We start from the raw sequence: 23,956 nt of genomic DNA, 5'->3' as shown, positions 1-23,956 counted from the left end.
GCTCACGTCTGCCGAGTGGTCGCGAACCGTCGCGCGGCGACCGGGCAGCCGACGTGACGTGACTGCTCGGCGGTGCAGCCCTGGACGTGCGCGGCGCCGGACGGGAGGCCCGGGACAGCGCCGCCACGGGCCTCCCGTCCGCCACCGCGCGCGGTCACGGCACGCCGCTCACGTCCGCCGAGTGGTCGCGAACCGTCGCGCGGCGACGACGGAGCCGACGGTTCGTGACCACTCGACGGTGCGGGGCTGCCGGCGTCAGCCGGTGTTCTGCAGGCCGGCGGCGATCCCGTTCACGGTGAGCAGGAGCAGACGGTGGTCGGCGTCCGTCGGGTCGGTGCTGCCCGTCGTCCGGATGGACCGGAGCGCGCGGAGCTGCAGGTGCGACAGGGCGTCGACGTAGGGGCTGCGCAGGCGCACGGCCCGGGCCAGGACCGGACGGTCCTCGAGCACGTCGCTGCCACCCGAGATCCGGAGCACCCAGTCACGGGTCCGCGTCATCTCGTCGAGCACCTTGGCGGCGAGGTCGTCGCGGTCCGCGAGCTCGAGGTACCGGCGGGCGATGTGCTCGTCGGTCTTCGCGAGCGACATCTCGACGTTCTTGATCATCGCGCCGAACAACGGCCACTCGGCGTAGGCGGCACGCAGGACGTCGACGTCGCCGACCGCCTCGAGCGCGGAGCCGAGCCCGTACCAACCGGCCAGGTTGATCCGCGCCTGGGTCCACGAGAACACCCACGGGATCGCCCGGAGGTCCTCGAGCGACTCGACCGACAGCCCGCGGCGGGCCGGGCGGGAGCCGAGCGGGAGCAGACCGATCTCCTCCATCGGGGTGACCCGTGCGAACCACGGAGCGAACCCGTCCGCCTTGACCAGGTCGTAGAACGCGACGCGCGAGACGTCGTCCAGCTGCTGCGCGAGGTCGGCGAACCGGGTGGCCGCAGCGGCCGTGCGCGCCTCGTTGGACGGCGACGACGCGAACAGGGTGGCCGAGGCCATCTGCTCGAGGTGACGGGCCGCGATGTCCTGGTCGCCGTACTGCGCGAAGATGACCTCGCCCTGTTCGGTGAGCTTCAGGCGACCGTCGATCGATCCCGGCGGCTGCGCGAGGACGGCCTCGTTGGCCGGCCCGCCGCCGCGGCCGAGCGAACCGCCGCGACCGTGGAACAGGGTGAGCTCGACCTCGTTGTCCCGCGCCCAGTCGGCGATGCGGGCCTGGGCGTCGTAGAGCGCCAGGTTCGCGGAGACCGGACCGACGTCCTTCGACGAGTCCGAGTAGCCGAGCATGACCTCGAGCCGACGGCCGGTGGCGGCCAGACGACGCTGGAACGTCTCGGTGCGGACGGCCTCGTCGAGGATGTCGACGCTGGCGTGCAGGTCGGCGAAGGTCTCGAAGAGCGGGATGACGTCGAGCACCGGGGCGGCCTCGGGTGAGCCGAGTGCGGCGACGGCGAGCTCGTGCACGTTCGCCAGGTCCGCCGCCGACTGCGTGAAGGACACGATGTACCGGCTGGCGGCACGGACCCCGTAGCGGTCCTGCAGGTCGGCGATGGTCCGGAAGACCGCGAGGACCTCTTCGGTGGTCTCGCTCAGCGCGCCGCCGGCCCGGATCTCCGCCAGGGCCGTGCGGTGCACCTGCGAGTGCTGCCGGACCTCGAGCTCGGCCAGGTGGAACCCGAAGGTCTCGACCTGCCAGATGAGGTTCTGCAGCTCGCCGTTCGCCGGCCGGATCGCGCCGGCGGCGACGAGCGACGCCTGGATCGTGCGGAGGTCGGCGAGCAGGGCGTCCGGGCCGTCGTACGCGAGCGGCGTCGTGCCCTGGCGGGTGGCGTCGATGCGCGCGGCGGTGAACAGGAGCGCGCGACGGTGCGTCTCGTTCGGGGCGCGGACGCCGATGCGCTCGGCGATGCCCGGGTCGAGTGACTCCTGCGCCGCCACGAGCGCGGTGAGCCCGGCGTCGGCCGGGGTGTCGCTCGCGTCGAGGGTCAGGGCGCTGCCGATGCGGGTGGTGGCACGGGTGAGCCCGATCAGGATGTGCTCGGCCGCGATCTCCGCAGCCTGGCGCGTGATGTCGGCGGTAACGTGCGGGTTGCCGTCGCGGTCGCCGCCGATCCAGGTGCCGAACCGCACGAACGCGGGCGCCGTCACCGGTGCGCGACCGGCGTCGTCGCCCTGCAGCCGGTCGTCGAGCAGGCGGTAGACCTGCGGGACGATCTCGAACAGCGTCTGGTCGAAGACGCTCATCGCGGTGCGGACCTCGTCGAGCGGGGTCGGACGGGTCGTGCGGAGCGGCGAGGTGCGCAGGAGCGTCGTGATCTCCTCGAGCAGCCGTCGCTCGTTCTCGGCACGCGCGGTGGCGTTCTTCGAGCGGTCGCGCTCGTCGATGAGGTCCGTGATGCGCCGCACGCCCGTGGTGACCGCACGACGGCGGGCCTCGGTCGGGTGTGCGGTCAGCACCGGGTGGAACCGCAGCGTCCGGAGTCGCTCGGCCGCCTCGGCCTCGCCGACCTCGGCCACGAGTTCCGCGTAGGTCGCCGGGAACGAGTCGCCGGCCAGGCCGCCGTCGTCGCCGCGCTGCCGGAGCACCCGCACGCGGTGGTGCTCCTCGGCCAGGTTCGTGAGGTGGAAGTACGTCGTGAAGGCCTGCGCCACCGCTTCGGCGCGCTCGGCCGACATCGCGGACACGAGGGTCTGCGCGCGGGCAGCACCCTCGGCGTGGTCGCCCTCGTAGGCGTCGATCACGGCCGCACGCAGCGACTCCACGTCACGCAGCAGCTCGTCGCCGCCGTTCTCGCGCAGCACCCGGCCGAGCAGGTTGCCGAGGTAGCGCACGTCGGCGCGCAGGTCACTGTCGACCGCGCCGCTGACGTCGTCCCGAGCGCGCTCATGGCGCGCCGATCCGTCGATCGCCGTCATGGGGTCCTTTCGGGGTCGTCCGGGAACACCGTCCCGGCTCCGAGCAGCGTATCGGCCCGCGGCCACCCGTGACGTCGACCGTCCGGACGGACCAGCGGGCAGGGCGCCCGGAACGCGGACGCGCGCTCAGCGCAGGCATGCAGGGAGGGGGGGACGCCGGGATCGCGACGCGTCGCGGGAGCACCCCTGCAGTTGCGACGCGGTCCGCGATCCCGGCGGGTCTGTGGTCGGCGCGGATCGGCTCAGATCAGCTCGGATCAGCGCGGATCGGCTCGGTTCAGCTCGGTTCGGCGAGCTGGGCCTGCGCGGCGGAGTGGACCTCGACGATCTGCACCCGCGCCGAGCGGCGGTCGGTCAGCGGCGACGTCCAGGGCACGATGACCTGTTCCTCGTCGCCGTCGTCGAGCCGGGCGAGCCAGACACCGGCGATCGCGTCGATCTCGGTCATGGTCGCGGCCACGGCGGTCGCGGCCCCGTTCGCGCGGACGATCGCCAGGTTGTCGGCCGCGTGGTCGGCGTTCATGTGCCGGAGGACCGCGCGGCGGGCCTCGTCGTCGAACGGCTCGGTCACGCGGTCACCGCCACGTCGCCGACCCCGTCGGTCACCGGGCGAAGCCGGGCGTCGAGCCCCTCGAGCAGGCCGTTGTTGAGCGAGTACGCCAGTTCGACCTCGGCGATGACCAGCTCCTGCTCCTCGGCCGTCCACGGCGCCGCGTCGAGCTGCGCGCGGTAGGTGTCCTTGAAGGCACTCGGGTCCGCGACCTGGTCGAAGATGTAGAACAGGACGCCGTTCGTGTCGAAGCCGAACTGGTCGGAGAGCATCCGACCGATCATCTGCCCGCCGGACAGATCGCCGAGGTACCGCGTGTAGTGGTGCGCGACGAAGCCGCCCGGCCACTCGGCCGCGACCTCGTTGAGCCGCCGCACGTACGCCGTCGTGGCGGGGAGCGGGCAGACCAGCTCGGACCAGTCCGGGCCGATCAGGTACTCGAGGTCGGCGCGGATCGCCGGCATCCGGGTCAGCTGCGAGGTGACGAACGGCGCCGCCACCGGGTGGTCCGCCATCCGCTCGGCCGCACGTTCGAGGGCGTCGTAGACGAACGAGTACTGTCCGAGCAACGCCGCGTAGTCGGCGACGTCGCACTTCCCGCCGAGCAGGTCGTGCATGAAGCCGTTCCCGGCCGAGGAACCGTGCGAGCGACGCGTGCGCTTGCGCAGCAGCTCGGAGAACGGGATGACGGTCGTGTCCATGAGGTAAGGCTAACCTTAGTTCGACAAACGTCAAGCAGGAGAGAGGACGCTCGTACCGATGAGCTCCAAGCCCAAACGCCCCCAGCACGTCTTCGTCGTCGACCGCACCGAGCGACTGTCGCCCCACATGGTGCGCGTCCACCTCGGTGGCCCGGCCTTCGACGACTTCGTGGGCACGGCCGACCCGGACAAGCTGGCCGCCACCGACAAGTACGTCAAGCTCCTGCTCGCCAAGCCGTCGCTCGGCCTCGAGCCCCCGTACGACCTCGAGGAACTGCGCGAGACGCTGCCGAAGCAGGACCGACCGGCCCGCCGGACCTACACGGTGCGGGCCGTCGACCACTCGGCGAAGACGATCGCCGTCGACTTCGTCGTGCACGGCGACGACGGGCTCGCCGGGCCCTGGGCCGCAGCGGCGCAGCCGGGCGACAAGCTCGCGCTGTCCGGTCCCGGCGGTGGCTACGCGCCCGTCGACGACCCGGACGTCACCCACGTCCTGCTCGGCGACGACAGCGCCCTGCCGGCCATCGGCGCCGCGCTGGAGTCGATGTCCGACACGGCCACGGGCGTCGCCCTGGTCGAGGTCGCCGGCCCTGCCGACGAGCAGGAGATCGCGCACCCGGCCGGGGTCGACCTGCGGTGGCTGCACCGCGACGCCACCGGCGCCCAGCCGGGCACGCTCCTGCTGGACGCGGCCCGGGCGCTGCCCCGTGCCTCCCGGCCGGTCCAGGTGTTCGCACACGGCGAGCGGACCGCGATGAAGGCGATCCGTCGGCTGCTGCAGGACGACTGGGGGCTGGAGAAGCGCGAGATGTCGCTGTCGGCCTACTGGGCGCTCGGCCGCGGCGAGGACCAGTTCCAGGAGGAGAAGCGCGAGCCGGTCGGCGTGATCTTCACCGACTGACGGGTCTCGGCCTGCACGGTTCTTCCCAGAGCGGTTGCGGTGGGAAGCGGAAACGGGCGTACCTGGTCGTCCCAACCGACCAGGTACGCCCGTCCCCGGCAGGTACGCACCGGTCCGGCTCGGGCGCGCCCCGGTCCCGGCAGGTACGCCCGGTTCTTCCCAGAGCGGGTGCGGTGGGAAGCGGGAACGGGCGTACCTGGTCGTTCCAACCGACCAGGTACGCCCGTACCCGGCAGGTACGCGCCGGTCCGGCGTGGGTGCGCGGGTGCGCAGGGCGGCCGGGAGGCCCGGGGCACGTCGGTGGGTCCGGCTAGCGTTCCGGGCATGGTCACCTCGTCGTGCTGCGTGCCGGGTTGCGCGGGCCCCGCTGCGGACGCGCTCGCGGGCGTGCCCCTTTGTGCGACGCACGTCACGCTGGTGACGGAGTTCGCGGCCGAGCACGTCGGGGTCGAGGACGCCCTGCCGGGCCCGTGCCCGGTGTGCGGATCCCGTGTCGGGGTGCGGTTCCCGGCGGCGTTCGTCTGCGCACGGTGCGAGTGGCGGTGGGGCGACGTGCCCGACGGCGACCTCGCTCCCCCGCGGGTCGACGTCGTGTACTACGTGCGGATGCGCGACGACTTCGGCGACCGGGTGAAGATCGGCACGACGATGAACCCGAGGCAGCGGCTGGCCGCGATCCCGCACCAGGACCTCCTGGCGTTCGAGCGGGGCGACCGGTCACTCGAACGTCGGCGGCACGCGCAGTTCGCGGCCACCCGGTATCCCGGCACCGAGTGGTTCCGGGCGACACCGGAGCTGCTCGCGCACGTCGACGCCGTCGCCGCCGGGGCGGACGACCCGTGGGACCTGCACGCCCGGTGGACGAGCGAGGCACTCGCCCTGCGCGGCTGACCGAGCGGGCCGGAGCGTGTCCGCGCTGGCGGCCCGCCCAGGCCGTCAGGCCGCGCGGAGCATCCGGTCGGCGGTGCGCAGGGACAGCGCCATGATCGTCAGCGCCGGGTTCGCGATGACGGCGCTCGGGAACACCGAGTTGTCGGCGATCCACAGGTTCGGGACGTCCCACGAGCGGCCGTCCGGGTCGACGACCGAGGTCTCGCGGTCCGCGCCCATGCGTGCCGTGCCGATGGTGTGTGCGGTGCGCTCGAGGACCCGGACGTCCTTGCCGCCGGCGGCCTCGACGATGGTCGTCATGGTGCGGACGGCGTGGCGGCGGATCGCGTCCTCGTTCGCGCCCGGGGTGAACGAGACCCGGGCTCGTGGCACGCCGTGCTCGTCGACCTCGTCCGCGAGGACCAGCCGGTTGTCGTCGTACGGCAGGCACTCGGCGTTGATGCCGACGCCCGCGGAGTGCGGGTAGTCCTGCAGCGCCCGCACGAGCTCGGCGCCGCGCAGGCCGCCACCCCGGATGAGTGTGTTGGCGAAGGTCTGCGGCTGCACGCCGAGGCTCTGGATCAGGTACCCGCCGGCGAAGTCCGCGTCGGCGGGGCGGACGAAGTCCTCGGTGATGATCGACGACGGGTACCCGCGGTAGGAGCGCATCGACTCGTCGAACCGTGCCCAGACCTGGGTGGCGCCGTGCGCGGTGAAGTTCCGGCCGACCTGGTCGTTGCTGTTCGCGAGCCCGGTGTGCAGCAGCAGGCGCGGGGTCTCGATGCCGCCGGCGGCGAGCACGAGGGCCCGGCAGCGCTGCCGGTGTTCGCGGCCGTCGTGGGTGTACAGCACGGCGCTGACCTCGCCGGAAGCATCGAGCTCGATGCCGTGCACGAAGGAGTCCGGCCGGATCTCGGCGCCGAACGCCACCGCGGCGGGCAGGTAGGTGGTGTCCATCGAGACCTTCGCGCCGTTGCGGCAGCCCTGGTGGCACGAGCCGCAGGAGACGCAGGCGTGCCGCAGGCCGTGGTGCTCCTGGTGGCGGTCCTCGGTGGTCAGCCCGACGGGGGCGTCGGTCGCGGTGATGCCGGCGGCCGCCGCCCCGCGCATCATCATGTCCGACGAGGCGTTGCGCGCCGGCGGACGCATCCGGTAGCGGCGCGACGGGTCCCACGGGTAGTGCTCGGGGCCAGCGACCCCGACGTCGTGTTCGACCTGCTCGATCCACCCGGTGAGCTCGGCGTGGCTGATCGGCCAGTCCTCGCCGACACCGGACGCTGAGCGCAGCGACAGGTCGTGCGTGCTCGGACGCGGGGTGAACGCGCCCCAGTGCAGCGTCGAACCACCGACTCCGGTGCCACTGTTGTTCGGGCCGAACGCCGTCGGTGCGCCGCCGCCGCTCAGCCGCTCGTCCATCCAGTTGATGTCCCCGGGGGCGGCGACCTCGTCGGGCACGTGCTCGCCCGGCTCGGTGTTGCGACCGGCCTCGAGGGCGACGACCCGCAGGCCACGTCGGGCCAGGGAGGCCAGCAGGGGCGCTCCGCCTGCTCCGGTGCCGACGACGACCACGTCGACGACGTCGTCCGTGCCGTAGGTGCGCTGTCCGCCGAGTCTCATCGTGCTGCTTCCGTCGTCGTGGTGTCGTCGTGCGTGTCGTCGCGACGGTCGGGTGCCGGTGGCTCCCAGGCCTCGCGCTGGTCGGCGGCGAGCAACTGGAAGCCCTGCTTGCGGACGCCGTCGCCCCCGTTCGCGAAGCCGTCGAAATCGATGGCCGCCATCGTCGCGGGGTGCGCGAGCCAGTGCTTCACGAGGTCGACGCTGGCGTCCTCGTACCAAGCGCGCAGCTGTGCTGCATCCATCACGGCGTCGAGCACACCGTCGGCGCCGTACCGACCGGCGGCCACGTCCTGCAGGGCTCTGTCGAGCGCGCCGTCCTGCGCGGGCCCGGCGAGCACGTCGAGCGCTGCCCGGTACGCCTCGAGGTCGGTGGGCATGCCGTCGACCCGCCATCCGTCACCGAGCCCCGCGGCGAGCTGGTCGTCGACGCGCAGGGCGAGGTCCACCTGACCGTCGCCGGGCTGCGGCACGACGATGCGCGCGATCGCACGGAGGGTGTCGAGTTGCCGAGCAGTGAGCGCTCGCGGTTCGGCGGTCGGGTCGTCGGGCAGCGCCCGGGCCGCCAACAGGGAGCGCATGCGCGCGCTGACCCGCGGCGAGGCGATCACCCGTGCCTGCTCGACGGGCACGACGGGCGCCCCGGTGAACCGGCGGGTCCAGAAGTCGCGGATGCGGTCCGCCACCGCCTCGGGCTGCTCCCACGGCAGCAGGTGGGCAGCACCCTCGACGACGTGGAGCTCCGAGTCGGGCCAGTGCGGCAGCGTCAGGCGCCGCTGTGCCTCGGCGTCCAGATCGCCGTCCTCGGCACCGGCGAGCACGAGAGCCGGCACGGGGTTCGGGGCCGCGTCGGACCAGTCCTCGCGGCTGCCGCGTGTGAGCCACGCCGTCCACGCTTCGGGATCGGCGCGCTCGACGTCCTGCACGGCCGTCGTGTGCCGCTCGGGCGCCAGGGTGGACGCGGTGTTCGCGTCGACGAACTCGGCGGCGTGTGCCGCGCTGATCGGGCCGTCCGCCGCCCAGGAGAGCATCGCGGCGCGGCGGTCGTCGTCCATCGGTTCGGGCGCCAGCGGCGAGGCCGCGAGCAGCACCACGGCGCGCAACCCGAACAGGCCGTTCGCGCCGGACATCGTGCGGTCGGCGACGACCGTGGCGACCTTGCCCCCCATGGAGTGACCGACCAGTACCCACTCGCTCGCGCCACTGGCGCCGATCGCGCGCTCGACGAGGACGGCCATCTCCTCGACGGTGGTGCCGGACGACGCCGGGCTGCGGCCGAAGCCGGGCAGGTCGATCCCGATGAGTTCGAGGTCGTCGCGGATCAGGGCACGGCGGAGCAGGGCGAACTCCTCGGAGCTCGCCCCCAACGCGTGGAGGCAGAACGCAGGGGTCACTCCTCTTGCCTACCGGTCGCTCCGCGGTGGACCCAGGCGGGGTGTACCCCGTCGGCGAATCCTGTACCCCGATCTGTCACCGCGCGTACGCGTCCACGAAGAGGTCGCCGCGGATCTCCCGCAGGGTGTCGGCGAGCCGGTCGACGGTCCGGCCGGAGATGCCGGACACCTGCAGGTCGTACGGCCCGAGCGCCGGCAGGCGTCCGGTGCGGATGCGCACGACCTCCCAGCCGACGGCGCGGACGGCGCGGTCCTTCCTGCGGTCGGTGTCCTGCCGCGGGCCGACGTGCTCGAGGCCGTGGCGACCGGTCGAGTCGTACTCGATCGCGACGCGCAGCTCGGGCAGGATGATGTCCGGCCAGACCTCGACGTGGTCGAAGAACGGCCGGTCGAGGCGGATCGCGGAGTGGTCGTAGGTGAACGCGAACCGGTCGGACAGCGCCGCGCGGAGCTCCGCCTCGACCGCGGACGCCGTCGCCGGGGCGCAGACGCTCGTGAAGGACTCGCCCGAGGGCAGCCGCGGGGTCTTCGGGCAGATCGTGCGGGGCACCGGCTGACTCGGACGTCGCGGCGTGCCCGGCGCCGGTCGACGTGCGCGGGTGCGGCTCGAGGCGACGGCACCGGCCGGGGTGCCGCGGGAGGGCGCGGCCGGCAGGGTCTGGCGACCGGTGGCCCGGACGACCCGCTGTGGGACCGGTACCTGCGACGGCCAGTCGGACGGCAGGACCGGCCAGCGCTGGGGCTGCGCCTGCACCGCGCACTCCGGGCACCACACCGAGCGTCGGCGTTCACGACCCGGCCGGGAGCGCTGTTCGGACGGCGTGGCGACGAAGACGTGGCCGACGTCGCACTCCCACGTCAGCAGGACCTCGGCCGCCGGCGGGACCTGGGTCAGGACGACGCCGTGGTTCCAGTCCGGGTGGTACTGCCGGATGAGCACCGGGTACGGCGCCCAGTCGGCGCGGAACTGCCCGACGGCGTACGGCACCGCCTCGCCGCGCGACCACTGTCGGCGGCGCCACCACGCGTCGACGGGTTCGGCCACGTCCACACGCTAGGCACCGCCACCGACACTGCGGGAAACCGGGGTGCACTCAGCCCGCGAGGGCCTGCTTCGCGTACGCGACGAGCGCGTTCGCGTGGCCGTGGCCGAGCCCGTGCTCGGTCTTCAGCCAGGCGACGACCTGCATGTGCGGGTGCTCGTCGAGCTGCTCGGCGACCAGGTCGAGCCACTCCTGGACCGGGCGGCCGTACGTCTTCTCGATGCTCGGGAAGTACGACGCCGGCCCCTTCGCCGTGCTGCCGTCCGCCGGGGGCGCTGGAGCGGTCACGCGGTGCGCTGTCATGGCAGAACAGTACTGCGCACCCGGCGTCACGGAACGTCATGCGCGCGGCGACTGTGACGCAGCGTTCCGCCCCGTAGCGGTGTGTTTCACGGTGCGTTGTCCAGGCACCGCGACCCTTCTACGGTCGCGACATGACCGACACCAGAACGGGACTGCCCCGCGGCGCGACCAGCGCCGTCGCCGGCACCGACGGGGTCGACGCGACCGGCGTCGACCACGCGGCCGGAACGCCGGGCGCACCACGGGCCTCCCGGCCGACCGTCGCGACCGTCGCGACCGACCCGGCCGACGCGACCGACACCTCCGTCGACGCCGCCGGACGCGCCGCGCTCGACCGACCCGTCCTCCCGCAGCGGCACCCGCTGCGCTGGATCGCCGCAGCCGTCGTGCTGGTGGTGCTCCTGAACTTCGTCGAGACGCTGTTCACGAACGAGTCGTGGGGCTGGCCGGCCGTCGGGAAGTGGCTGTTCAGCCCGGCGATCCTGACCGGCCTGCAGCTCACGCTCCTCGCGACGGCGCTGAGCGCGGTCATCAGCTTCACCGGCGGCATCGTCGTCGCGATCGCCCGGCTCTCGCGCAACCCGGTGCTGTCCGGGTTGGCGTGGGGCTACGTCTGGCTGTTCCGCTCCGTGCCGCTCATCCTCGTGCTCGTCTTCCTGTACAACCTCGGGTCGCTGTACCCGACGATCGGCATCGGGATCCCGTTCGGGCCGCAGGTCGAGGTCACCACGGCCAACGTCCTCGGCGACCTGGCCATCGGGGTGATCGGCCTGAGCCTGAGTGAGATCGCCTACGCCTCCGAGATCGTCCGCGCCGGCGTGCTCGCCGTCGACCACGGCCAGCACGAGGCCGCGCAGGCCCTCGGGCTCCCCCGGCGTCGCCAGTTCGTGCGGGTGATCCTGCCGCAGGCACTGCGGTCGATCGTGCCGGCGTTCGTGAACCAGGTCGTCGGGCTGCTCAAGGCGTCGTCGCTGCTGTTCTACGTGTCGCTGCTCGACCTGTTCGGGGTGGTGCAGAACCTGTCGAGCACCTACCCGACCGACATCATCCCGCTGCTCGTGGTCGCGACGCTCTGGTACCTCGCGCTCACCAGCGCGGTGTCGGTCGTGCAGTACTACGTCGAGCGGTGGACCGCCCGCGGCTCGGTCCGGGCGTTGCCGCCCACGCCGTTCCAGCGGGTGCGGGCCGCCGTGCGTCGCGGTTCCGGACGTGGGTCGGGACGGCCTGGAGGCCCGGATCGCGCCCGGCAGGCTGCCTCCGGCGCGCGCGTGGTCGCGTCCGGCCCCGCTTCCACCATCGACGACAGGACCATCTGATGAGCGCAGCGATCAGCATCCACGGAGCCGTCAAGGCGTTCGGTGACACGGTCGTCGTCGACGGCGTCGACCTGTCGTTGCCGTCCGGGAGCGTCACCGTGGTGCTCGGCCCCTCCGGGTCCGGGAAGTCCACGCTGCTGCGCGCGATCAACCACCTCGAACCGCTCGACCGCGGCGTCGTCACGGTCGGCGGCGAGACGATCGGCGTCCGGCTCCGGACCGGGCGCGACGGGGTCCCCCGCTACAAGGAACTCCCCGAGCGCCTGATCCTGCGGCAGCGGTCGCGGATCGGCTTCGTGTTCCAGCACTTCAACCTGTTCCCGCACCTGACCGCGCTCGAGAACGTGGCCGAGGGGCCCATCGCCGCCGGGGTCCCCCGTGCCGTGGCGCGCGACCGTGCGGCGGCCCTGCTCGAGCGCGTCGGACTCGGTGACCGTGGCGACACCCGGCCGCGGCAACTCTCCGGCGGGCAGCAGCAGCGCGTGGCCATCGCGCGGGCACTGGCACTCGAACCGTCGGTCGTGCTGCTCGACGAGCCGACCTCGGCACTCGACCCGGAGCTCGTCGGCGAGGTGCTCGGCGTCATCCGGGGATTGGCGGACACGGGCACCACGCTCGTCATCGTCACGCACGAGATCGCCTTCGCCCGCGAGGTCGCCGACCACGTCGTGTTCCTCGACCACGGCCGCATCGTCGAGCAGGGCTCCCCCGCCCAGGTGCTCGACGATCCGCAGCACGCTCGCACGCGGGACTTCCTGTCCCGCGTCCGCTGACGCCGTCCCCTCGACGTTCCTTCTTCCCCTTCCACCTTCCCCTTCCACCCGATCCCAGGAGAACCATGTCCCCCACCACCCCCGCACGCTGGCGGAACCGCGCCGGCGCCCTCGTCCTCGCCACCGGAGTCGTCGTCGCCCTCGCCGGGTGCGCCACGTCGGCGACGGCCGGCTCCGGCTCGGGCTCCGGCGCGTCGGACGGCACGGTCACGATCGGCGCCGCGTCGAACGGTGCCGCCACCGAGACGAAGGTCACGGTCGACGCGGACGAGAAGCTGCACGACGAACTCCCGGCGTCGATCAAGAAGTCCGGCAAGCTCGTCGTCGGCATCGGTGCGCTGCCGGCCGGGTTCCCGCCGCTCGCGTTCACCGGCGACGACCAGAAGACACTGACCGGCTCCGAGCCCGACCTCGGTCGTCTCGTCGCCGCGAAGCTCGGCCTCGAAGCCCAGGTGCAGAACGCCACGTGGGACAACCTGTTCGTCGGGATCGACGGCGGCAAGTACGACGCCGGGTTCTCGAACATCACGGTGACCGAGCAGCGCAAGGAGAAGTACGACTTTGCCTCGTACCGCCAGGACAACCTCGCGCTGCAGGTGCCGGAGGACTCCTCGTTGACGTTCGACGACGACCCGTCCGTGCTCGCCGGCAAGACCGTCGCCGTCAGTTCCGGCACCAACCAGGAGCTCATCCTGCTCGGCTGGAAGGCCGACCTCGCGAAGCAGGGCAAGACGATCACGATCAAGTACTACCCGGACGGCAACGCCGTGAAGCTGGCGCTCGACTCCGGCAAGATCGACGCCTACTTCGGGCCGAACCCGACGGTCGCCTACCAGAACACGTTGAGCGCGGACGGCGCGAACCCCACGAAGACGGCCGGCACGTTCTCCGGCGCCGGCGGGGACCTGCAGGGACTCATCGCGGCGACGACGAAGAAGGACAGCGGGCTCGCCGAGCCCATCGCGGACGCCATCGACGAGCTGATCGACGACGGCACGTACGCGAAGTGGCTCAAGTCGTACAACCTGTCGAACGAGGCCGTGGAGCACTCCGAGGTCAACCCCGAGGGGCTGCCGCTCGACGCGAGCTGAGCCGGGTTCGGGCGGGTCCGAACGACTCGGAACGACTCCCTCGATGTCGCACGACGTCGAGGGAGTCGTTCTGTGCGCGCGCGGGTGGTCGGCGCCGATGCGGAACGACATCGTCGACGTCGCACGACGACCACGATGTCGCTCGTTGCGCGTGCATCGTCCGACATTCCACGAGGCGATCGACGCGTGCATCGTCGGAACATGCACGCGCACTCGATGCATGCGCATAGGACGACGATCCACCTGACGATCGACGGGTGGATCGTCGGAAGATGCACGCGCATGGACCCCACGCGCACCGACCCCGAACGACATCGTCGACGTCGCACGACGACCACGGTGTCGCTCGTTGCATGCGCCACCGGTTGCACGCGCGCACGAACGACGAGCCCGATGTCGTGCGACATCGAGCTCGTCGTTCCGGGTCGACACGGACCAGTTCGGTCAGCGCACCCCGGCACCCACGCCAGCCCCGGCACGCGCAGCACCAGCACCGGCACCGGCACCGGCACCAGCACGAGCACCCGCACCCGCAGCACCAGCACCAGCACCAGCACCCCGCGCCGCCCACTCCGCCGCGAGCAGCTCGTACGAACGCACCCGGGCGTCGTGGTCGTGCGTGATCGTCGTCACCAGGAGCTCGTCCGCGCCGGTCGCCCGCTGCAGGACCTCGAGGCGGTCCGCGACGGCCGCAGCGTCGCCGACGAACCGGGTGGCGAGCCGATCGGCGACCGACGCCGCCTCTGCCGCAGCGAGCGGCGCAGCACGTGCCGCGGACGGCGTCGGGTACTCGATCGCCCCGACGCCGGAGCGGATCGAGTGCACCCACTCCGCGTACCCGAGCGACAGCTCCGCGGCCTCGGCCTCCGTGCGCCCGACGACGACGTCCGCCGACACGATGACGTGCGGTGCCTCGAGCACCCCCGGGTGGAACGCGTCGCGGTAGGCCTGCACCGACGCCAGGACCGTGCCGGGCGACGTGTGGTAGTTCGCGCCGTACGGCAGTCCGAGTGCTCCGGCGACCCGGGCGCTCTCACCGCCGGTCGACCCGTGGATCCACAGTTCGACGGACGCTCCTGCTGCCGGCGGCGCCTCGACCACGGCGCCGTCCCGCGACCAGGTGCCGGCGAACAGCGCCCGGATGAGGGACAGCTCGCCCTCGAACCGGTCGACGTCACCGGGGACGCGTCCGAGCAGCTCCCCCTGCAGGGCGAACCGGCTGCCCGGTGCGATGTGGAAGTCGAACGGTGCGGGCACGAGCAGTCCGTCGACGACCTCGTCCGAACGGGGCGCGAGCGACGGCGGCTTGGGGGTACCGGGTGCCGGCGCCCCGGAGCGGCCGAGCCCGAGGTCGATCCGCGGCCCGTACAGCGCCGCGAGGGTGCCGAAGGTCTCGGCGATCTGCAGCCCGCGGACGTTGCCGACGAGCGTCGCCGCGCTGCCGACCCGGATCGTCGACGTGGCCGCGGCGACCGCTCCGATCACGATGGTCGGCGCGCTGCCCGCGACACCGGGGTTGAGGTGGTGCTCGGCGAGCCAGTAGCGGGCGTACCCGGCACGTTCCGCGGCGACGGCCAGGTCGACGGTGCGGTGCAGCGCCGTGGCTGCGGACGACCCGGCGGTGACCGGCACCAGGTCGAGCACCGAGAGCGGGACGGAGCCAGCGGCGCTCACGAGGCGTCCTTCCACGCGCCGGTCAGCTGGTCGAGCCGGGTGTCGGCCCCGAAGACGATGCCGTGCACGTCCGTCGCCGGCGCGATGATGCTGGTGAGTTCGTGCACCGGGACGAAGTCGACCTGCGACGCGATTCGCTGCTGGATCTCCCCGAAGGTGGCCGACCGGTCGGACGCCGACGACTGCGACAGTTCCTTCGTGAAGAGCGCGTCGAGCGTCTTGTCCGACGCGCCGATCGACTGTGCACCCGAGCTGGAGAACTTCGACCGCAGGACGTCACCGTCGGCGCGCGAGCTGTTGTCCCACGACAGGTCCCAGTCGCCGCTCGTCAGGTTGGCGAGGTACTGCGGCACGGTCCCGCTCTCGAGCGTGACGCCGACGCCGACCTTCCCGAGCTCCTGCTGGATCAGCTCGAGGGACGTCTGGTTCGGTCCGAAGTTCGTGATCCAGACGAGCTTGAGCTGCAGCTTCGTGCCGTCCTTCGAGCGGATGCCGTCGGAGCCCTTCTCCCAGCCAGCGTCGTCGAGCGCCTTCTTCGCTGCGGCGGGGTCGTACGCGGCCGAACCCGACGACGCGGCCGAGCCCGACGACGTGGACGAACCCGACGACGTGTCCGCGTACCCGGGCGTCGTCGACCCGAGGACCGAGTCCGCGACCTTGAACAATTCGTTCAGCGAGGTGTCGCGGACCGCCTTCGGGTCGACGGCCTGTGCGATCGCCTTCCGGACTGCGAGGTCCGACACGATCGGCCGCTTCTGGTTGAACGTCAGACCGAACACCTGGCCCGGGTTGGCGCGGGTGACGAGGTCGTACTGCGCCTGCAGGGTGTCGACGTCGCTCGGCTGCACGCTGCTGATCGCGTCGAGCTGCCCGGACTGCAGGCTGCCGGTGCGGACGCTCGCCTCGGGCACGACCTGGAACGTGACCTTCGACAGGTGCGCTGCTCCGGAGCCGCCGCGGGCAGCGGGACCCCAGTCGTAGTCCTTTCGCTTCGTCAGGATCGTGGACGTGTTCTTCGTGTACGACTGCAGCGTGAACGGTCCGGTCCCGATCACGGCCTTCCCGTCGGCGCGGTCCTCGAACGGGGTCTCGGTGGTCTTCGGGGCGACGATGCCGAGGGCGACCGACGACGTGGCGTTCGGGAACGCGGCGTTCGGCGTCGAAAAGTCGACCTCGACCGTGTCGTCGTCGACGACCTTCGTCCCCTCGTAGCCGGAGAAGTACGCGGCGGCCGTGCTCGATGCGCCGGCCGAGGCGATGTCGTCGAAGGTGTCCTTGACGGCCGTCGCGTCGAACGCGGTGCCGTCCGAGAACGTGACACCGGAGCGCAGGTCGAACGTGAACGCGGTGGCGTCGGCGTTCGCCGAGTACTTCGTCGCGAGCCACGGCTTGAGCGAGCCGTCGGACGGGTCCTGCCAGAGCAGCGAGTCGACGAGCTGCCGGGTGATCGCGAGCGTGTCGTTGCCCGCGCCGGTACCCGTCGGGTTGAGCGTGATCGGGTCGTTCGCGATGGCGTAGGTGAGCGAGCCGCCGTCGACGGGCTTCGACGACGAGGACGTCGACGCGGTACCGCCCGATGAGCAGCCCGCCATGACCAGGGCCGCCGCGGTGCCGGCCGCGATCGCGGCCACCAGACGGAACGGGGTGCGGTGGGTGGTCATGAGACTCCTTCGGTGGTGGGGACGCGCCGGGATCGTCCCGGGATCGCGTCGAGCAGTGCGCGCGTGTACTCGTGCTGCGGGTCGTGCAGCACCTGCGCCACATCGCCGTGCTCCACGACGCGGCCGCCCCGCAGGACGGACACCTCGTGCGCGATGCGACGGACGACGGCGAGGTCGTGCGAGATGAACAGGTAGGAGACGCCGAGCGTCGACTGCAGCTCCGCGAGCAGGTCGAGGATCTGCGCCTGGACGGACACGTCGAGTGCGGAGACGGGTTCGTCGAGGACGATGAACGACGGGTCGAGTGCGAGCGCGCGGGCGATCGCCACACGCTGCCGCTGTCCGCCGGACAGCTCCGCCGGTCGACGACCGAGCACGGACGACGGCAGCGCGACGAGGTCGAGCAGCTCCGCCGCCCGAGCCGTACGGGACCGCCGGGTGCCGATGCCGAAGGCCGCGAGCGGGTCCGCGATCACCGCCCCCACCGACAGCCGCGGGTGCAGCGCCGCGTACGGGTTCTGCTGCACGATCTGCGCCTGCCGCCGATACGCCCGCAGCGCCGCACCGCGGGCTCCGCCCACGTCGGCACCGTCGAACCGCACGCTGCCGGCGTCCGAGCGTTCGAGTCCGAGCACGAGGCGCGCGGTGGTCGACTTGCCCGACCCGGACTCCCCCACCAGCGCCAGGGTGCGGCCCCGCGGGACGGTCACGTCCACCCCGTCGACGGCGGTCACGCGGTCGAAGGACTTCCGCAGTCCGGTCGCGACGACGAGTGGGTCGCCGTCTGCCGGGAGGCCCGTGCGGACCCCCACGGACGCGGTCACGTCGTCGAGACTGGGCGCCGCTGCGATCAGCGCGCGCGTGTACGCCTCACGGGGTGCGCCGAGCACCTCAGCCGGGGTGCCCTGCTCGACGATCCGCCCCTCGGACATCACGACGATGCGGTCGGCCCGGTCAGCGGCGACCCCGAGGTCGTGCGTGATGAACAGCACGCTCGTGCCCCGTTCGGCGACGAGCCGGTCCAGGTGGTCGAGGATCGTCCGCTGGACCGTGACGTCGAGCGCGCTCGTCGGTTCGTCCGCCACGAGCAGCTCGGGGTCGCCGATCAGGGCGATCGCGATGAGCACCCGCTGCCGCATCCCGCCGGAGAGCTCGTGCGGGTACTGCCGCGCGCGGAGCTCGGGACGGTCGATGCCGGCACGGCGGAGCTCCTCGACGGCGCGTTCCCGGGCCTCGGCGTCGGTGGCGAGTCCGTGGATCCGGAGCACCTCGGCGACCTGGGTGCCGATCCGCGTCACGGGGTTGAGCGACACCGTCGGGTCCTGTGGCACGAAGCCGATCCGGACGCCGCGCACGGACCGCACCTGGCGGTCGGTCGCGGTGACCAGGTCGAGGTCCCCGGTTCCGTCGGCCGCCCCGGAGAGCCGCACCGTGCCTCCCGTCAGGGCCGCCGCTGCGGGCAGGAGCCGGAGGACCGCGTGCGCCGTCGTCGACTTGCCCGAACCGGACTCGCCGACGATGGCGACGCGCTCGCCGCGGCCGACCTCGAGCGAGACGCCGTGGACCGCGGTGCGCGCGCTGCTCCCGCGGCCGTAGGTGACGGTCAGGTCCTGGATGCTGAGCAGGCTCATCGGACGGCCCTCCGTTCGGTGTCGAGCGCGCGGGCGACGCGGTTGCCGGCGAGCACCGTGACGGCGATCACCAGGCCGGGGATGGTCGTGAGCCACCACGAGGACGCGATGTAGTCGCGCCCGGTGGCGACGAGGGAACCCCACTCGGGCTGCGGAGGCTGCGCGCCGTAGCCGAGGAAGCTCAGGCTGGAGACGGCGAGGATCGCGGTGCCGAACTCGAGGGCGGCGAGCACCAGGACGGGACCGGCCGCGTTGGGCAGCACGTGCACGAGCAGGACGCGCCACCAGCGGTTGCCGTTCGCGCTCGCCGCCTCGACGTACGGCGCGGTGCGGACCCGGACGACCTCGGAGCGCATGATGCGGGCGATCGTGGCGATGCTCGCGACGCCGACCGCCACCGCGACGTTCACGGTGCCGAAGCCGAGCACGGTGACGATCGTCAACGAGAGCAGCAGGCACGGGATCGCCAGTAGGACGTCGGCGACGCGCATCAGCACGGCGTCGACGACCCCGCCGATGAAGCCGGCGACGAGCCCGACGAGCGAGCCGCCGACCAGGCCGATGACGATCGCGAGGACCGCGGCCTGCAGCGTGAGCGCGGTGCCGTGCACGACGCGGGCGTACAGGTCGCGGCCGAGCTGGTCGGTGCCGAACCAGTGCGCGGCGTCGGGAGCGGTGAGCTTGGCGGCCGGGTCGGCGGCGAGCGGGTCGTGGTGGGTGAGTGCTCCGGGCAGGAGCGCGGCGAGGACGACGAGGGCGAGCCAGACGATGGCGATGGTGAGCGTCGGACGGGCGACGAGCGCGCGGAGCGCTGTCGTCGTGCCGCCGGGGACGCGGTCGCTGACGAGCGACGCGGGGCGGCCGATGGCGAGCTGCGTGGTCTCGGTCATGCGGGGACCGCCTTCGGTTCGGTGGCGCTGGACGGGGTGGTGCGAGCGACGACGACGCGCGGGTCGAGCAGCGGGTACACGAGGTCGACGACCAGGTTCACGACGACGAAGACCGCGGCGGCGAGCAGCACGATGCCCTGCACGACCGGGATGTCCTGCTGCTGCACGGCGGTGGCGGTGACCCGGCCGAGGCCCGGGCGGGAGAACACCGTCTCGGTGACGACGGTGCCGGAGAACAGCTGTCCGACGATGAGTCCCGTCACGGTGAGTGCGGGCAGCGCAGCGTTCTTGAGCGCGTGCCGGAGCTGTACTCGCCAGCGCCCGGCACCCTTGGCGTACGCGGTGTCCACGTACGGCTCGCGGAGCGTCTGGACGAGGGACTTCGACAGCAGCTGGGCGATCGTGGCACCGGTCGGCAGCGCCAGGGTGATCGCCGGCAGGACGACCGACGCTGGGCCCTCGCCACCGAACGCCGGGAACACGTGCAGCCCGAACGAGAACCACTGCACCAGCAGCAGCGCGAACCAGAACCCGGGGACGGCGACGCCGATCGGGGGCAGCTGGAGCAGGAACTGGCCGAGGGCCCGGTTCCGGGTCCACGTCGCGAGGACCGCGATCCCGCCGCCGAACACGATCGCGAGCACGAGGCCGGCGACCGCGATCTGGGCGGTCGGCGCGATCGCTTCGCCGATGACGTCGGCGACCGGTCGACCGACGCCGATCGAGCGGCCGAGGTCGCCGGTGAGCAGGGCGCCGAGGTGCTGGACGTACTGCACGAGCACCGGCTGGTCGAGGCCGTACTGGTGCCGGAGCGCGTCGAGCTGCGCCGCCGTGACGTCGGTGGCGTCCGGGCCGACCATGATGCGGGCCGGGTCGCTCGGCAGCACGTAGAGGACGAAGAACGAGATCGTCCACGCCGCCCAGAGCACGAGCACGGCCTGGCCGATACGGGAGAGCACGTAGCGGGTCATGCAGCCACCGCCGTCCGGGCGCGCGTCCACCCGAGCGCCGGTGCGACCTTCGCCACGACGTCCGAGACGATCTGCTCGTACTCGTCACCGGCGAACTCGTAGGGCAGCTCGACCCGGAACTCGTCGACCTCGGCGAGCGTGGCGTCGTGCACGAGCTGCTCGACGATCTGCTCGGCGGGCCCCACCAGGTCGGCCGAGAACAGGGTCCGCCGCGGTCCCTGGGGCGCGGTCTGCCGTGCGAGACGGGACTCGTACCAGGTGCGGTACCGCTCGCGCGAGACCCGGTCGGCCGAGTCGGTCGGTACGACGCACCGGCCCCAGGCCACGCGGGGCGTTCGCCCGGTCGGCAGCGCGGCGCGGTACGCCGCGAGCTGGTTCCGCTGGGCGGTGCCGTAGTCGTCGGTGCCCTCACCCGAGGTGAGGTTGCCGAGCAGCAGGTTGAGCCCGGAACTGCCGGCGAAGGAGGCCGACCGGAGCGACCCGCCGCCGTACCAGACCCGGTCGACCAGACCCGGGGCATAGGGCTGCAACCGGGGGCGCTGGACGTTCCCGGGGCTCTGGATGACGGTGTCGTCCGCGCCGAGGAACGCGCCGCGCAGGTTCTCCACGAACCGGGAGACCCGCCCGTACCCGCGGTCGAACGCGCGCCAGTCGCCGTCGAACACCAGGTCACCGAGGATCTCGGCGTGCGGCGACCCGGTGGACAGCCCGACCTGCAGCCGACCGTGCGCCAGGACGTCGGCGAGCGAGAAGTCCTCGGCCAGGCGGAAGGGACTCTCCCACCCGATCGGCACGACGGCGACGCCGAGCTCGATGGACGTGGTGCGCTGCGACGCCGCAGCCAGGAAGACTGCGGCCGAGCCGATGCCGTGCTCGAGGTGCCGGTGCCGGACCCAGGCGCCGTCGACGCCGAGCCGCTCGGCCGTGGCGAACAGGTCGAGGGTGGCCTCGAGACCGTCGGCTGGGGCGTCGTCCTCGAAGTTGCCAGGGACCAGGATCGCGAGGCTCGAGATCGTCACGCGAGCACCCCGGCGGACGCTGCCGCACGCGCCGGACCCGCCGCAGCGGCCGTGCGTGCGGCGGCCGAACGGTCGCGGATCGTGCCGGGCAGGTCGAGCGTCTGCCGGAGGGTCGCCCCCTCGTCGTAGGACTGCCGGTAGACACCGCGCTCCTGCAGCAGCGGGACGACCGTGTCGACGAACTCGTCGAGGCCGTACGGGTTGGTGTGCGGCACGACGACGAACCCGTCGGTGGCGCGCTCCTGCACGTACCGGTCGATCTCGGCGGCGATGTGCGACGCCGTCCCGACGAACCCGCCGCGGGTCGAGGCGCGGATGACGAGGTCGCGGATGGACAGGTGCTCGGCCTCGGCCAGGTCCCGCCAGGACTGCACGAGCGCGGGGACGTCGCGGGTGTGCCGTGCGCGCCCGCGGGTGATCGCGGTGCCCTCGTAGTCGGGTTCGATCGTCGGCAGCGGGCCGTCGACGTCGTAGGACGACAGGTCGCGGTTCCAGACCTGCTCGAGGAACGCGATCGCCGTGGCCGGACTGACCTGGGCACGACGGATGGCGTTCGACCGTTCTTCGGCGTCGTCCGCCGACGACCCGATCACGAACGTCGCGCCGGGCAGGATCTGCAGCTCGTCCTTCGACCGGCCGACCCGCTCGAGCCGCTCGGTCACGTCGCGGTAGAACGCCTGCGCGTCGTCGAACTCGGTGTGCAGCGAGAAGATCACCTCGGCGTTCGTGGCGGCGAGGTCGCGCCCCTCGTCGGAGTCACCGGCCTGCACGATCACCGGGTGCCGCTGCGGACTGCGGGGCACCGGGAACGTACCGGTGACGTCGAACTGCGCGCCGTGGTGGTCGACGTCGCGGATGCGCGACCGGTCGGCGAACACGCCGTCCGCCAGCGCGCCGCCCGCGGCGGTGCCGGCGACGACGGCGTCGGCCTGCCACGAGTCCCAGAGTTCGCGGGACAGCGCGATGAACTCGGCGGCGCGCGTGTACCGGTCGGCGTGGTCGAGGAACCCGCCGCGGCGGAAGTTCGCGCCGTGGAACGCGTCCGAGCTCGTCACGACGTTCCACCCGGCACGGCCGTCGGTCAGGTGGTCGAGCGTGGCGAGCTGCTTCGCGAGCTCCACGGGCTCGTTGAACGTCGTCTGCAGGGTGCCGACCAGACCGATGTGGTCGGTGACCCCGGCCAGGGCGGCCAGGACCGCGAGGGTGTTCGGGCGCCCGACGACGTCGAGGTCGTGGATGCGCCCCTTCTGCTCGCGGAGCCGCAGGCCCTCGGCGAGGAACAGGAAGTCGAAGAACCCGCGCTCGGCGTTGCGGGCGAAGTGCTCGAACGACGAGAACGCGATCTGGCTCTCGGCGCGGTCGTCGCTCCAGATCGTGGTGTTGTTCACGCCGGGGAAGTGGGCGGCGAGGTGGACCTGACGCTTGGTGCTCATGCTGAGACCTCCACAGAGACGGAACCGGCGGGTGCGGACGCGTACCGGCTGACCGCCGGGGCGATGCCGAGCCGCGTGCGCAGGTCGGCGGTGGGACGGGACGCCACGTCGGCGCGGAGCCCGGCGGTGACGAGGGCGGGGACGAGCTGCCTGGCGATGGCGGTGCTGTCGATCGGGATGCGCAGGGGGCGGAGCCGGACGCCGGCGAAACCGAGGCCCCGCAGGTCCCCGATCAGCGACACGAGTTCGGGCACTGTCGTCGCGAGCACGGACGTGTCCGAGCCGGAGCCGACGGCGTACGGGGCACCGGCAGCGGCGTCGAGCGCGGCGAGCTCGTCGGCCGCGGCAGCGGTCGAGGACCCGATCAGCACCGCGAGGTCGGCGAGGACCGGACGACGGACGTCCGACCCGGCCACCTGCTCGAGGTGACGGACCTCGTCCAACAGGTCCCGCGCCTCCCGTCCGTCGTAGCCGGGCGTGACCAGCACGACGTCCGCAGCGTCCACGGCGAACGCCGCAGCGTCGACGCGGTGGGCCAGGGCGAAGACCGGCGGCCGGCCCTGCGGCGACCGCGGCACGATCGACGCGCCGTGCACGGACAGGTGACGGCCCGCGTACTCGGCGTTGTGGATCCGGTCGCGGTCGATGAACCGGCCGGTCGTGACGTCGCGGATGATCGCGTCGTCGTCCCAGCTGTCCCAGAGGCGCGACACGACCTCGGCGGCCTCGCGGGCCTCGTCGAACAGGTCGGCGGCGGTGTCGCCGCCGAGGCGGCGGCCGAACAGGGCCGCCTCGCGGGTCGTCGGGCTCACCTGGATCCGCCACCCGGCTCGCCCGAGCGAGACGTGGTCGAGGGTCTGGAGGCCCGTGGCGACGTGGAACGGCTCGGTGTGCGTCACCGAGACGGTCGGCACCAGACCGACGGCGCGGGTCGCGGGGGCGACCGCGTTCGCGACGAGGAGGGCGTCGAGCCGTCCGACGACGGTCGTGGTGTCGAGGTCGTGGCCGGCAGCCGTCGGGCCCGCGGTGAACGAGTCCTCGATGGTGACGGCGTCGATGCCGAGCCGGTCCTGCTCGACGACGACGTCGCGCCAGTGCCGGAGGCTCGACAGGCGCTGCGCGGCCGGGCCGGCGACGCGCCAGGCGGCGGGGTGCCAGCCGGCGCCCTGCAGCGCGGTGACGAGGGTGATGCGGTCGGGCATGGC

The 23,956-nt window shown here is 72.7% G+C and carries 20 protein-coding genes; 5 read left to right on the top strand and 15 right to left on the bottom strand.

The window, feature by feature from the left end; translation table 11 throughout:
* Positions 1–255 precede the first annotated feature (255 nt).
* The 3 genes from ACIPV1_RS01665 to ACIPV1_RS01655 all read right to left on the bottom strand — a co-directional run bounded on the left by ACIPV1_RS01665 (position 256) and on the right by ACIPV1_RS01655 (position 4,164).
* Positions 256–2,913 (bottom strand): phosphoenolpyruvate carboxylase, encoded by a 2,658-nt coding sequence (locus tag ACIPV1_RS01665; protein ID WP_123292659.1) that lies wholly within the window; start codon positions 2,911–2,913, stop codon positions 256–258.
* A 277-nt stretch (positions 2,914–3,190) separates the two neighbouring features.
* The gene (locus tag ACIPV1_RS01660; protein WP_402725655.1) at positions 3,191–3,484 is read right to left on the bottom strand and encodes a DUF2470 domain-containing protein; all 294 of its coding nucleotides are present in this window, start codon (positions 3,482–3,484) and stop codon (positions 3,191–3,193) included.
* Complete coding sequence (locus ACIPV1_RS01655; RefSeq protein WP_402725654.1) at positions 3,481–4,164, bottom strand: heme oxygenase (biliverdin-producing); 684 nt, start codon at positions 4,162–4,164, stop codon at positions 3,481–3,483. The genes ACIPV1_RS01660 and ACIPV1_RS01655 overlap by 4 nt, the downstream gene beginning before the upstream one ends.
* A gap of 58 nt (positions 4,165–4,222) precedes the next feature.
* Between ACIPV1_RS01655 and ACIPV1_RS01650 the strand changes: the two genes are divergently transcribed.
* Both ACIPV1_RS01650 and ACIPV1_RS01645 read left to right on the top strand, forming a co-directional pair.
* A complete protein-coding gene (locus ACIPV1_RS01650; protein ID WP_123938195.1) occupies positions 4,223–5,068 on the top strand; it encodes a siderophore-interacting protein in 846 nt (281 codons plus the stop codon).
* 324 nt (positions 5,069–5,392) lie between these two features.
* Positions 5,393–5,959 carry a GIY-YIG nuclease family protein gene (locus ACIPV1_RS01645; RefSeq protein WP_402725653.1) on the top strand — a complete coding sequence of 189 codons (567 nt, stop codon included), beginning with the start codon at positions 5,393–5,395 and terminating at the stop codon, positions 5,957–5,959.
* A gap of 45 nt (positions 5,960–6,004) precedes the next feature.
* On the opposite strand, the gene ACIPV1_RS01640 is transcribed toward ACIPV1_RS01645, so the two are convergent.
* From ACIPV1_RS01640 to ACIPV1_RS01625, 4 genes are all read right to left on the bottom strand, one after another.
* Positions 6,005–7,555, bottom strand: a complete 1,551-nt coding sequence (locus ACIPV1_RS01640) for a GMC family oxidoreductase (protein WP_402725652.1) — start codon at positions 7,553–7,555, stop codon at positions 6,005–6,007.
* On the bottom strand, positions 7,552–8,946 hold the full coding sequence (locus ACIPV1_RS01635) for an alpha/beta fold hydrolase (RefSeq protein ID WP_402725651.1): 1,395 nt from the start codon (positions 8,944–8,946) through the stop codon (positions 7,552–7,554). The genes ACIPV1_RS01640 and ACIPV1_RS01635 overlap by 4 nt, the downstream gene beginning before the upstream one ends.
* A gap of 76 nt (positions 8,947–9,022) precedes the next feature.
* Positions 9,023–9,991, bottom strand: coding sequence for a hypothetical protein (locus ACIPV1_RS01630; protein WP_123292853.1), 969 nt, complete (start codon positions 9,989–9,991; stop codon positions 9,023–9,025).
* Between the two features lie 49 nt (positions 9,992–10,040).
* Positions 10,041–10,292: a DUF4287 domain-containing protein gene (locus tag ACIPV1_RS01625; protein ID WP_123292653.1), complete on the bottom strand. Its 252-nt coding sequence runs from the start codon at positions 10,290–10,292 to the stop codon at positions 10,041–10,043.
* Positions 10,293–10,423: 131 nt separating this feature from the next.
* Between ACIPV1_RS01625 and ACIPV1_RS01620 the strand changes: the two genes are divergently transcribed.
* The 3 genes from ACIPV1_RS01620 (at position 10,424) to ACIPV1_RS01610 (ending at position 13,472) form a co-directional block, all read left to right on the top strand.
* Positions 10,424–11,608 carry an amino acid ABC transporter permease gene (locus tag ACIPV1_RS01620; RefSeq protein WP_402725650.1) on the top strand — a complete coding sequence of 395 codons (1,185 nt, stop codon included), beginning with the start codon at positions 10,424–10,426 and terminating at the stop codon, positions 11,606–11,608.
* Positions 11,608–12,381, top strand: coding sequence for an amino acid ABC transporter ATP-binding protein (locus ACIPV1_RS01615; RefSeq protein WP_123292652.1), 774 nt, complete (start codon positions 11,608–11,610; stop codon positions 12,379–12,381). The genes ACIPV1_RS01620 and ACIPV1_RS01615 overlap by 1 nt, the downstream gene beginning before the upstream one ends.
* Before the next feature lie 65 nt (positions 12,382–12,446).
* Positions 12,447–13,472 (top strand): ABC transporter substrate-binding protein, encoded by a 1,026-nt coding sequence (locus ACIPV1_RS01610; RefSeq protein WP_402725649.1) that lies wholly within the window; start codon positions 12,447–12,449, stop codon positions 13,470–13,472.
* 444 nt (positions 13,473–13,916) lie between these two features.
* On the opposite strand, the gene ACIPV1_RS01605 is transcribed toward ACIPV1_RS01610, so the two are convergent.
* The 8 genes from ACIPV1_RS01605 to ACIPV1_RS01570 are packed head-to-tail and all read right to left on the bottom strand — an operon-like array spanning position 13,917 to position 23,953.
* Entirely contained in the window at positions 13,917–15,146 is a 1,230-nt protein-coding gene (locus ACIPV1_RS01605; RefSeq protein WP_402725648.1) for an LLM class flavin-dependent oxidoreductase, read from the bottom strand.
* Positions 15,143–16,807: an ABC transporter substrate-binding protein gene (locus ACIPV1_RS01600; protein ID WP_123938203.1), complete on the bottom strand. Its 1,665-nt coding sequence runs from the start codon at positions 16,805–16,807 to the stop codon at positions 15,143–15,145. The genes ACIPV1_RS01605 and ACIPV1_RS01600 overlap by 4 nt, the downstream gene beginning before the upstream one ends.
* The gene (locus tag ACIPV1_RS01595; protein WP_402725647.1) at positions 16,804–18,438 is read right to left on the bottom strand and encodes a dipeptide ABC transporter ATP-binding protein; all 1,635 of its coding nucleotides are present in this window, start codon (positions 18,436–18,438) and stop codon (positions 16,804–16,806) included. The genes ACIPV1_RS01600 and ACIPV1_RS01595 overlap by 4 nt, the downstream gene beginning before the upstream one ends.
* On the bottom strand, positions 18,435–19,328 hold the full coding sequence (locus ACIPV1_RS01590; RefSeq protein ID WP_402725646.1) for an ABC transporter permease: 894 nt from the start codon (positions 19,326–19,328) through the stop codon (positions 18,435–18,437). The genes ACIPV1_RS01595 and ACIPV1_RS01590 overlap by 4 nt, the downstream gene beginning before the upstream one ends.
* A complete protein-coding gene (locus tag ACIPV1_RS01585) occupies positions 19,325–20,299 on the bottom strand; it encodes an ABC transporter permease (RefSeq protein WP_194648287.1) in 975 nt (324 codons plus the stop codon). Before ACIPV1_RS01585 ends, ACIPV1_RS01590 begins: the two co-directional genes overlap by 4 nt.
* Positions 20,296–21,318 carry an LLM class flavin-dependent oxidoreductase gene (locus ACIPV1_RS01580; RefSeq protein WP_402725645.1) on the bottom strand — a complete coding sequence of 341 codons (1,023 nt, stop codon included), beginning with the start codon at positions 21,316–21,318 and terminating at the stop codon, positions 20,296–20,298. The genes ACIPV1_RS01585 and ACIPV1_RS01580 overlap by 4 nt, the downstream gene beginning before the upstream one ends.
* On the bottom strand, positions 21,315–22,751 hold the full coding sequence (locus ACIPV1_RS01575; RefSeq protein WP_402725644.1) for an NtaA/DmoA family FMN-dependent monooxygenase: 1,437 nt from the start codon (positions 22,749–22,751) through the stop codon (positions 21,315–21,317). Before ACIPV1_RS01575 ends, ACIPV1_RS01580 begins: the two co-directional genes overlap by 4 nt.
* Positions 22,748–23,953: an LLM class flavin-dependent oxidoreductase gene (locus ACIPV1_RS01570; RefSeq protein ID WP_402725643.1), complete on the bottom strand. Its 1,206-nt coding sequence runs from the start codon at positions 23,951–23,953 to the stop codon at positions 22,748–22,750. The genes ACIPV1_RS01575 and ACIPV1_RS01570 overlap by 4 nt, the downstream gene beginning before the upstream one ends.
* Positions 23,954–23,956: the final 3 nt, after the last annotated feature.

The sequence above is a fragment of the Curtobacterium sp. NPDC089991 genome (assembly GCF_044748425.1).
In the GTDB taxonomy this organism is placed as follows: domain Bacteria; phylum Actinomycetota; class Actinomycetes; order Actinomycetales; family Microbacteriaceae; genus Curtobacterium.
The sequence above is the reverse complement of the archived record's forward strand: the minus strand, read 5'-3'. Positions and strand labels throughout refer to the sequence as shown.

Excerpts from the sequence above, each read along its gene's own strand:
- ACIPV1_RS01665 (WP_123292659.1), bottom strand. The coding sequence starts at position 2,913 with ATGACGGCGATCGACGGATCGGCGCGCCATGAGCGCGCTCGGGACGAC.
- ACIPV1_RS01655 (WP_402725654.1), bottom strand. The coding sequence starts at position 4,164 with ATGGACACGACCGTCATCCCGTTCTCCGAGCTGCTGCGCAAGCGCACG.
- ACIPV1_RS01650 (WP_123938195.1), top strand. The coding sequence starts at position 4,223 with ATGAGCTCCAAGCCCAAACGCCCCCAGCACGTCTTCGTCGTCGACCGC.
- ACIPV1_RS01645 (WP_402725653.1), top strand. The coding sequence starts at position 5,393 with ATGGTCACCTCGTCGTGCTGCGTGCCGGGTTGCGCGGGCCCCGCTGCG.
- ACIPV1_RS01640 (WP_402725652.1), bottom strand. The coding sequence starts at position 7,555 with ATGAGACTCGGCGGACAGCGCACCTACGGCACGGACGACGTCGTCGAC.
- ACIPV1_RS01625 (WP_123292653.1), bottom strand. The coding sequence starts at position 10,292 with ATGACAGCGCACCGCGTGACCGCTCCAGCGCCCCCGGCGGACGGCAGC.
- ACIPV1_RS01620 (WP_402725650.1), top strand. The coding sequence starts at position 10,424 with ATGACCGACACCAGAACGGGACTGCCCCGCGGCGCGACCAGCGCCGTC.
- ACIPV1_RS01615 (WP_123292652.1), top strand. The coding sequence starts at position 11,608 with ATGAGCGCAGCGATCAGCATCCACGGAGCCGTCAAGGCGTTCGGTGAC.
- ACIPV1_RS01610 (WP_402725649.1), top strand. The coding sequence starts at position 12,447 with ATGTCCCCCACCACCCCCGCACGCTGGCGGAACCGCGCCGGCGCCCTC.
- ACIPV1_RS01600 (WP_123938203.1), bottom strand. The coding sequence starts at position 16,807 with ATGACCACCCACCGCACCCCGTTCCGTCTGGTGGCCGCGATCGCGGCC.
- ACIPV1_RS01595 (WP_402725647.1), bottom strand. The coding sequence starts at position 18,438 with ATGAGCCTGCTCAGCATCCAGGACCTGACCGTCACCTACGGCCGCGGG.
- ACIPV1_RS01590 (WP_402725646.1), bottom strand. The coding sequence starts at position 19,328 with ATGACCGAGACCACGCAGCTCGCCATCGGCCGCCCCGCGTCGCTCGTC.
- ACIPV1_RS01585 (WP_194648287.1), bottom strand. The coding sequence starts at position 20,299 with ATGACCCGCTACGTGCTCTCCCGTATCGGCCAGGCCGTGCTCGTGCTC.
- ACIPV1_RS01575 (WP_402725644.1), bottom strand. The coding sequence starts at position 22,751 with ATGAGCACCAAGCGTCAGGTCCACCTCGCCGCCCACTTCCCCGGCGTG.
- ACIPV1_RS01570 (WP_402725643.1), bottom strand. The coding sequence starts at position 23,953 with ATGCCCGACCGCATCACCCTCGTCACCGCGCTGCAGGGCGCCGGCTGG.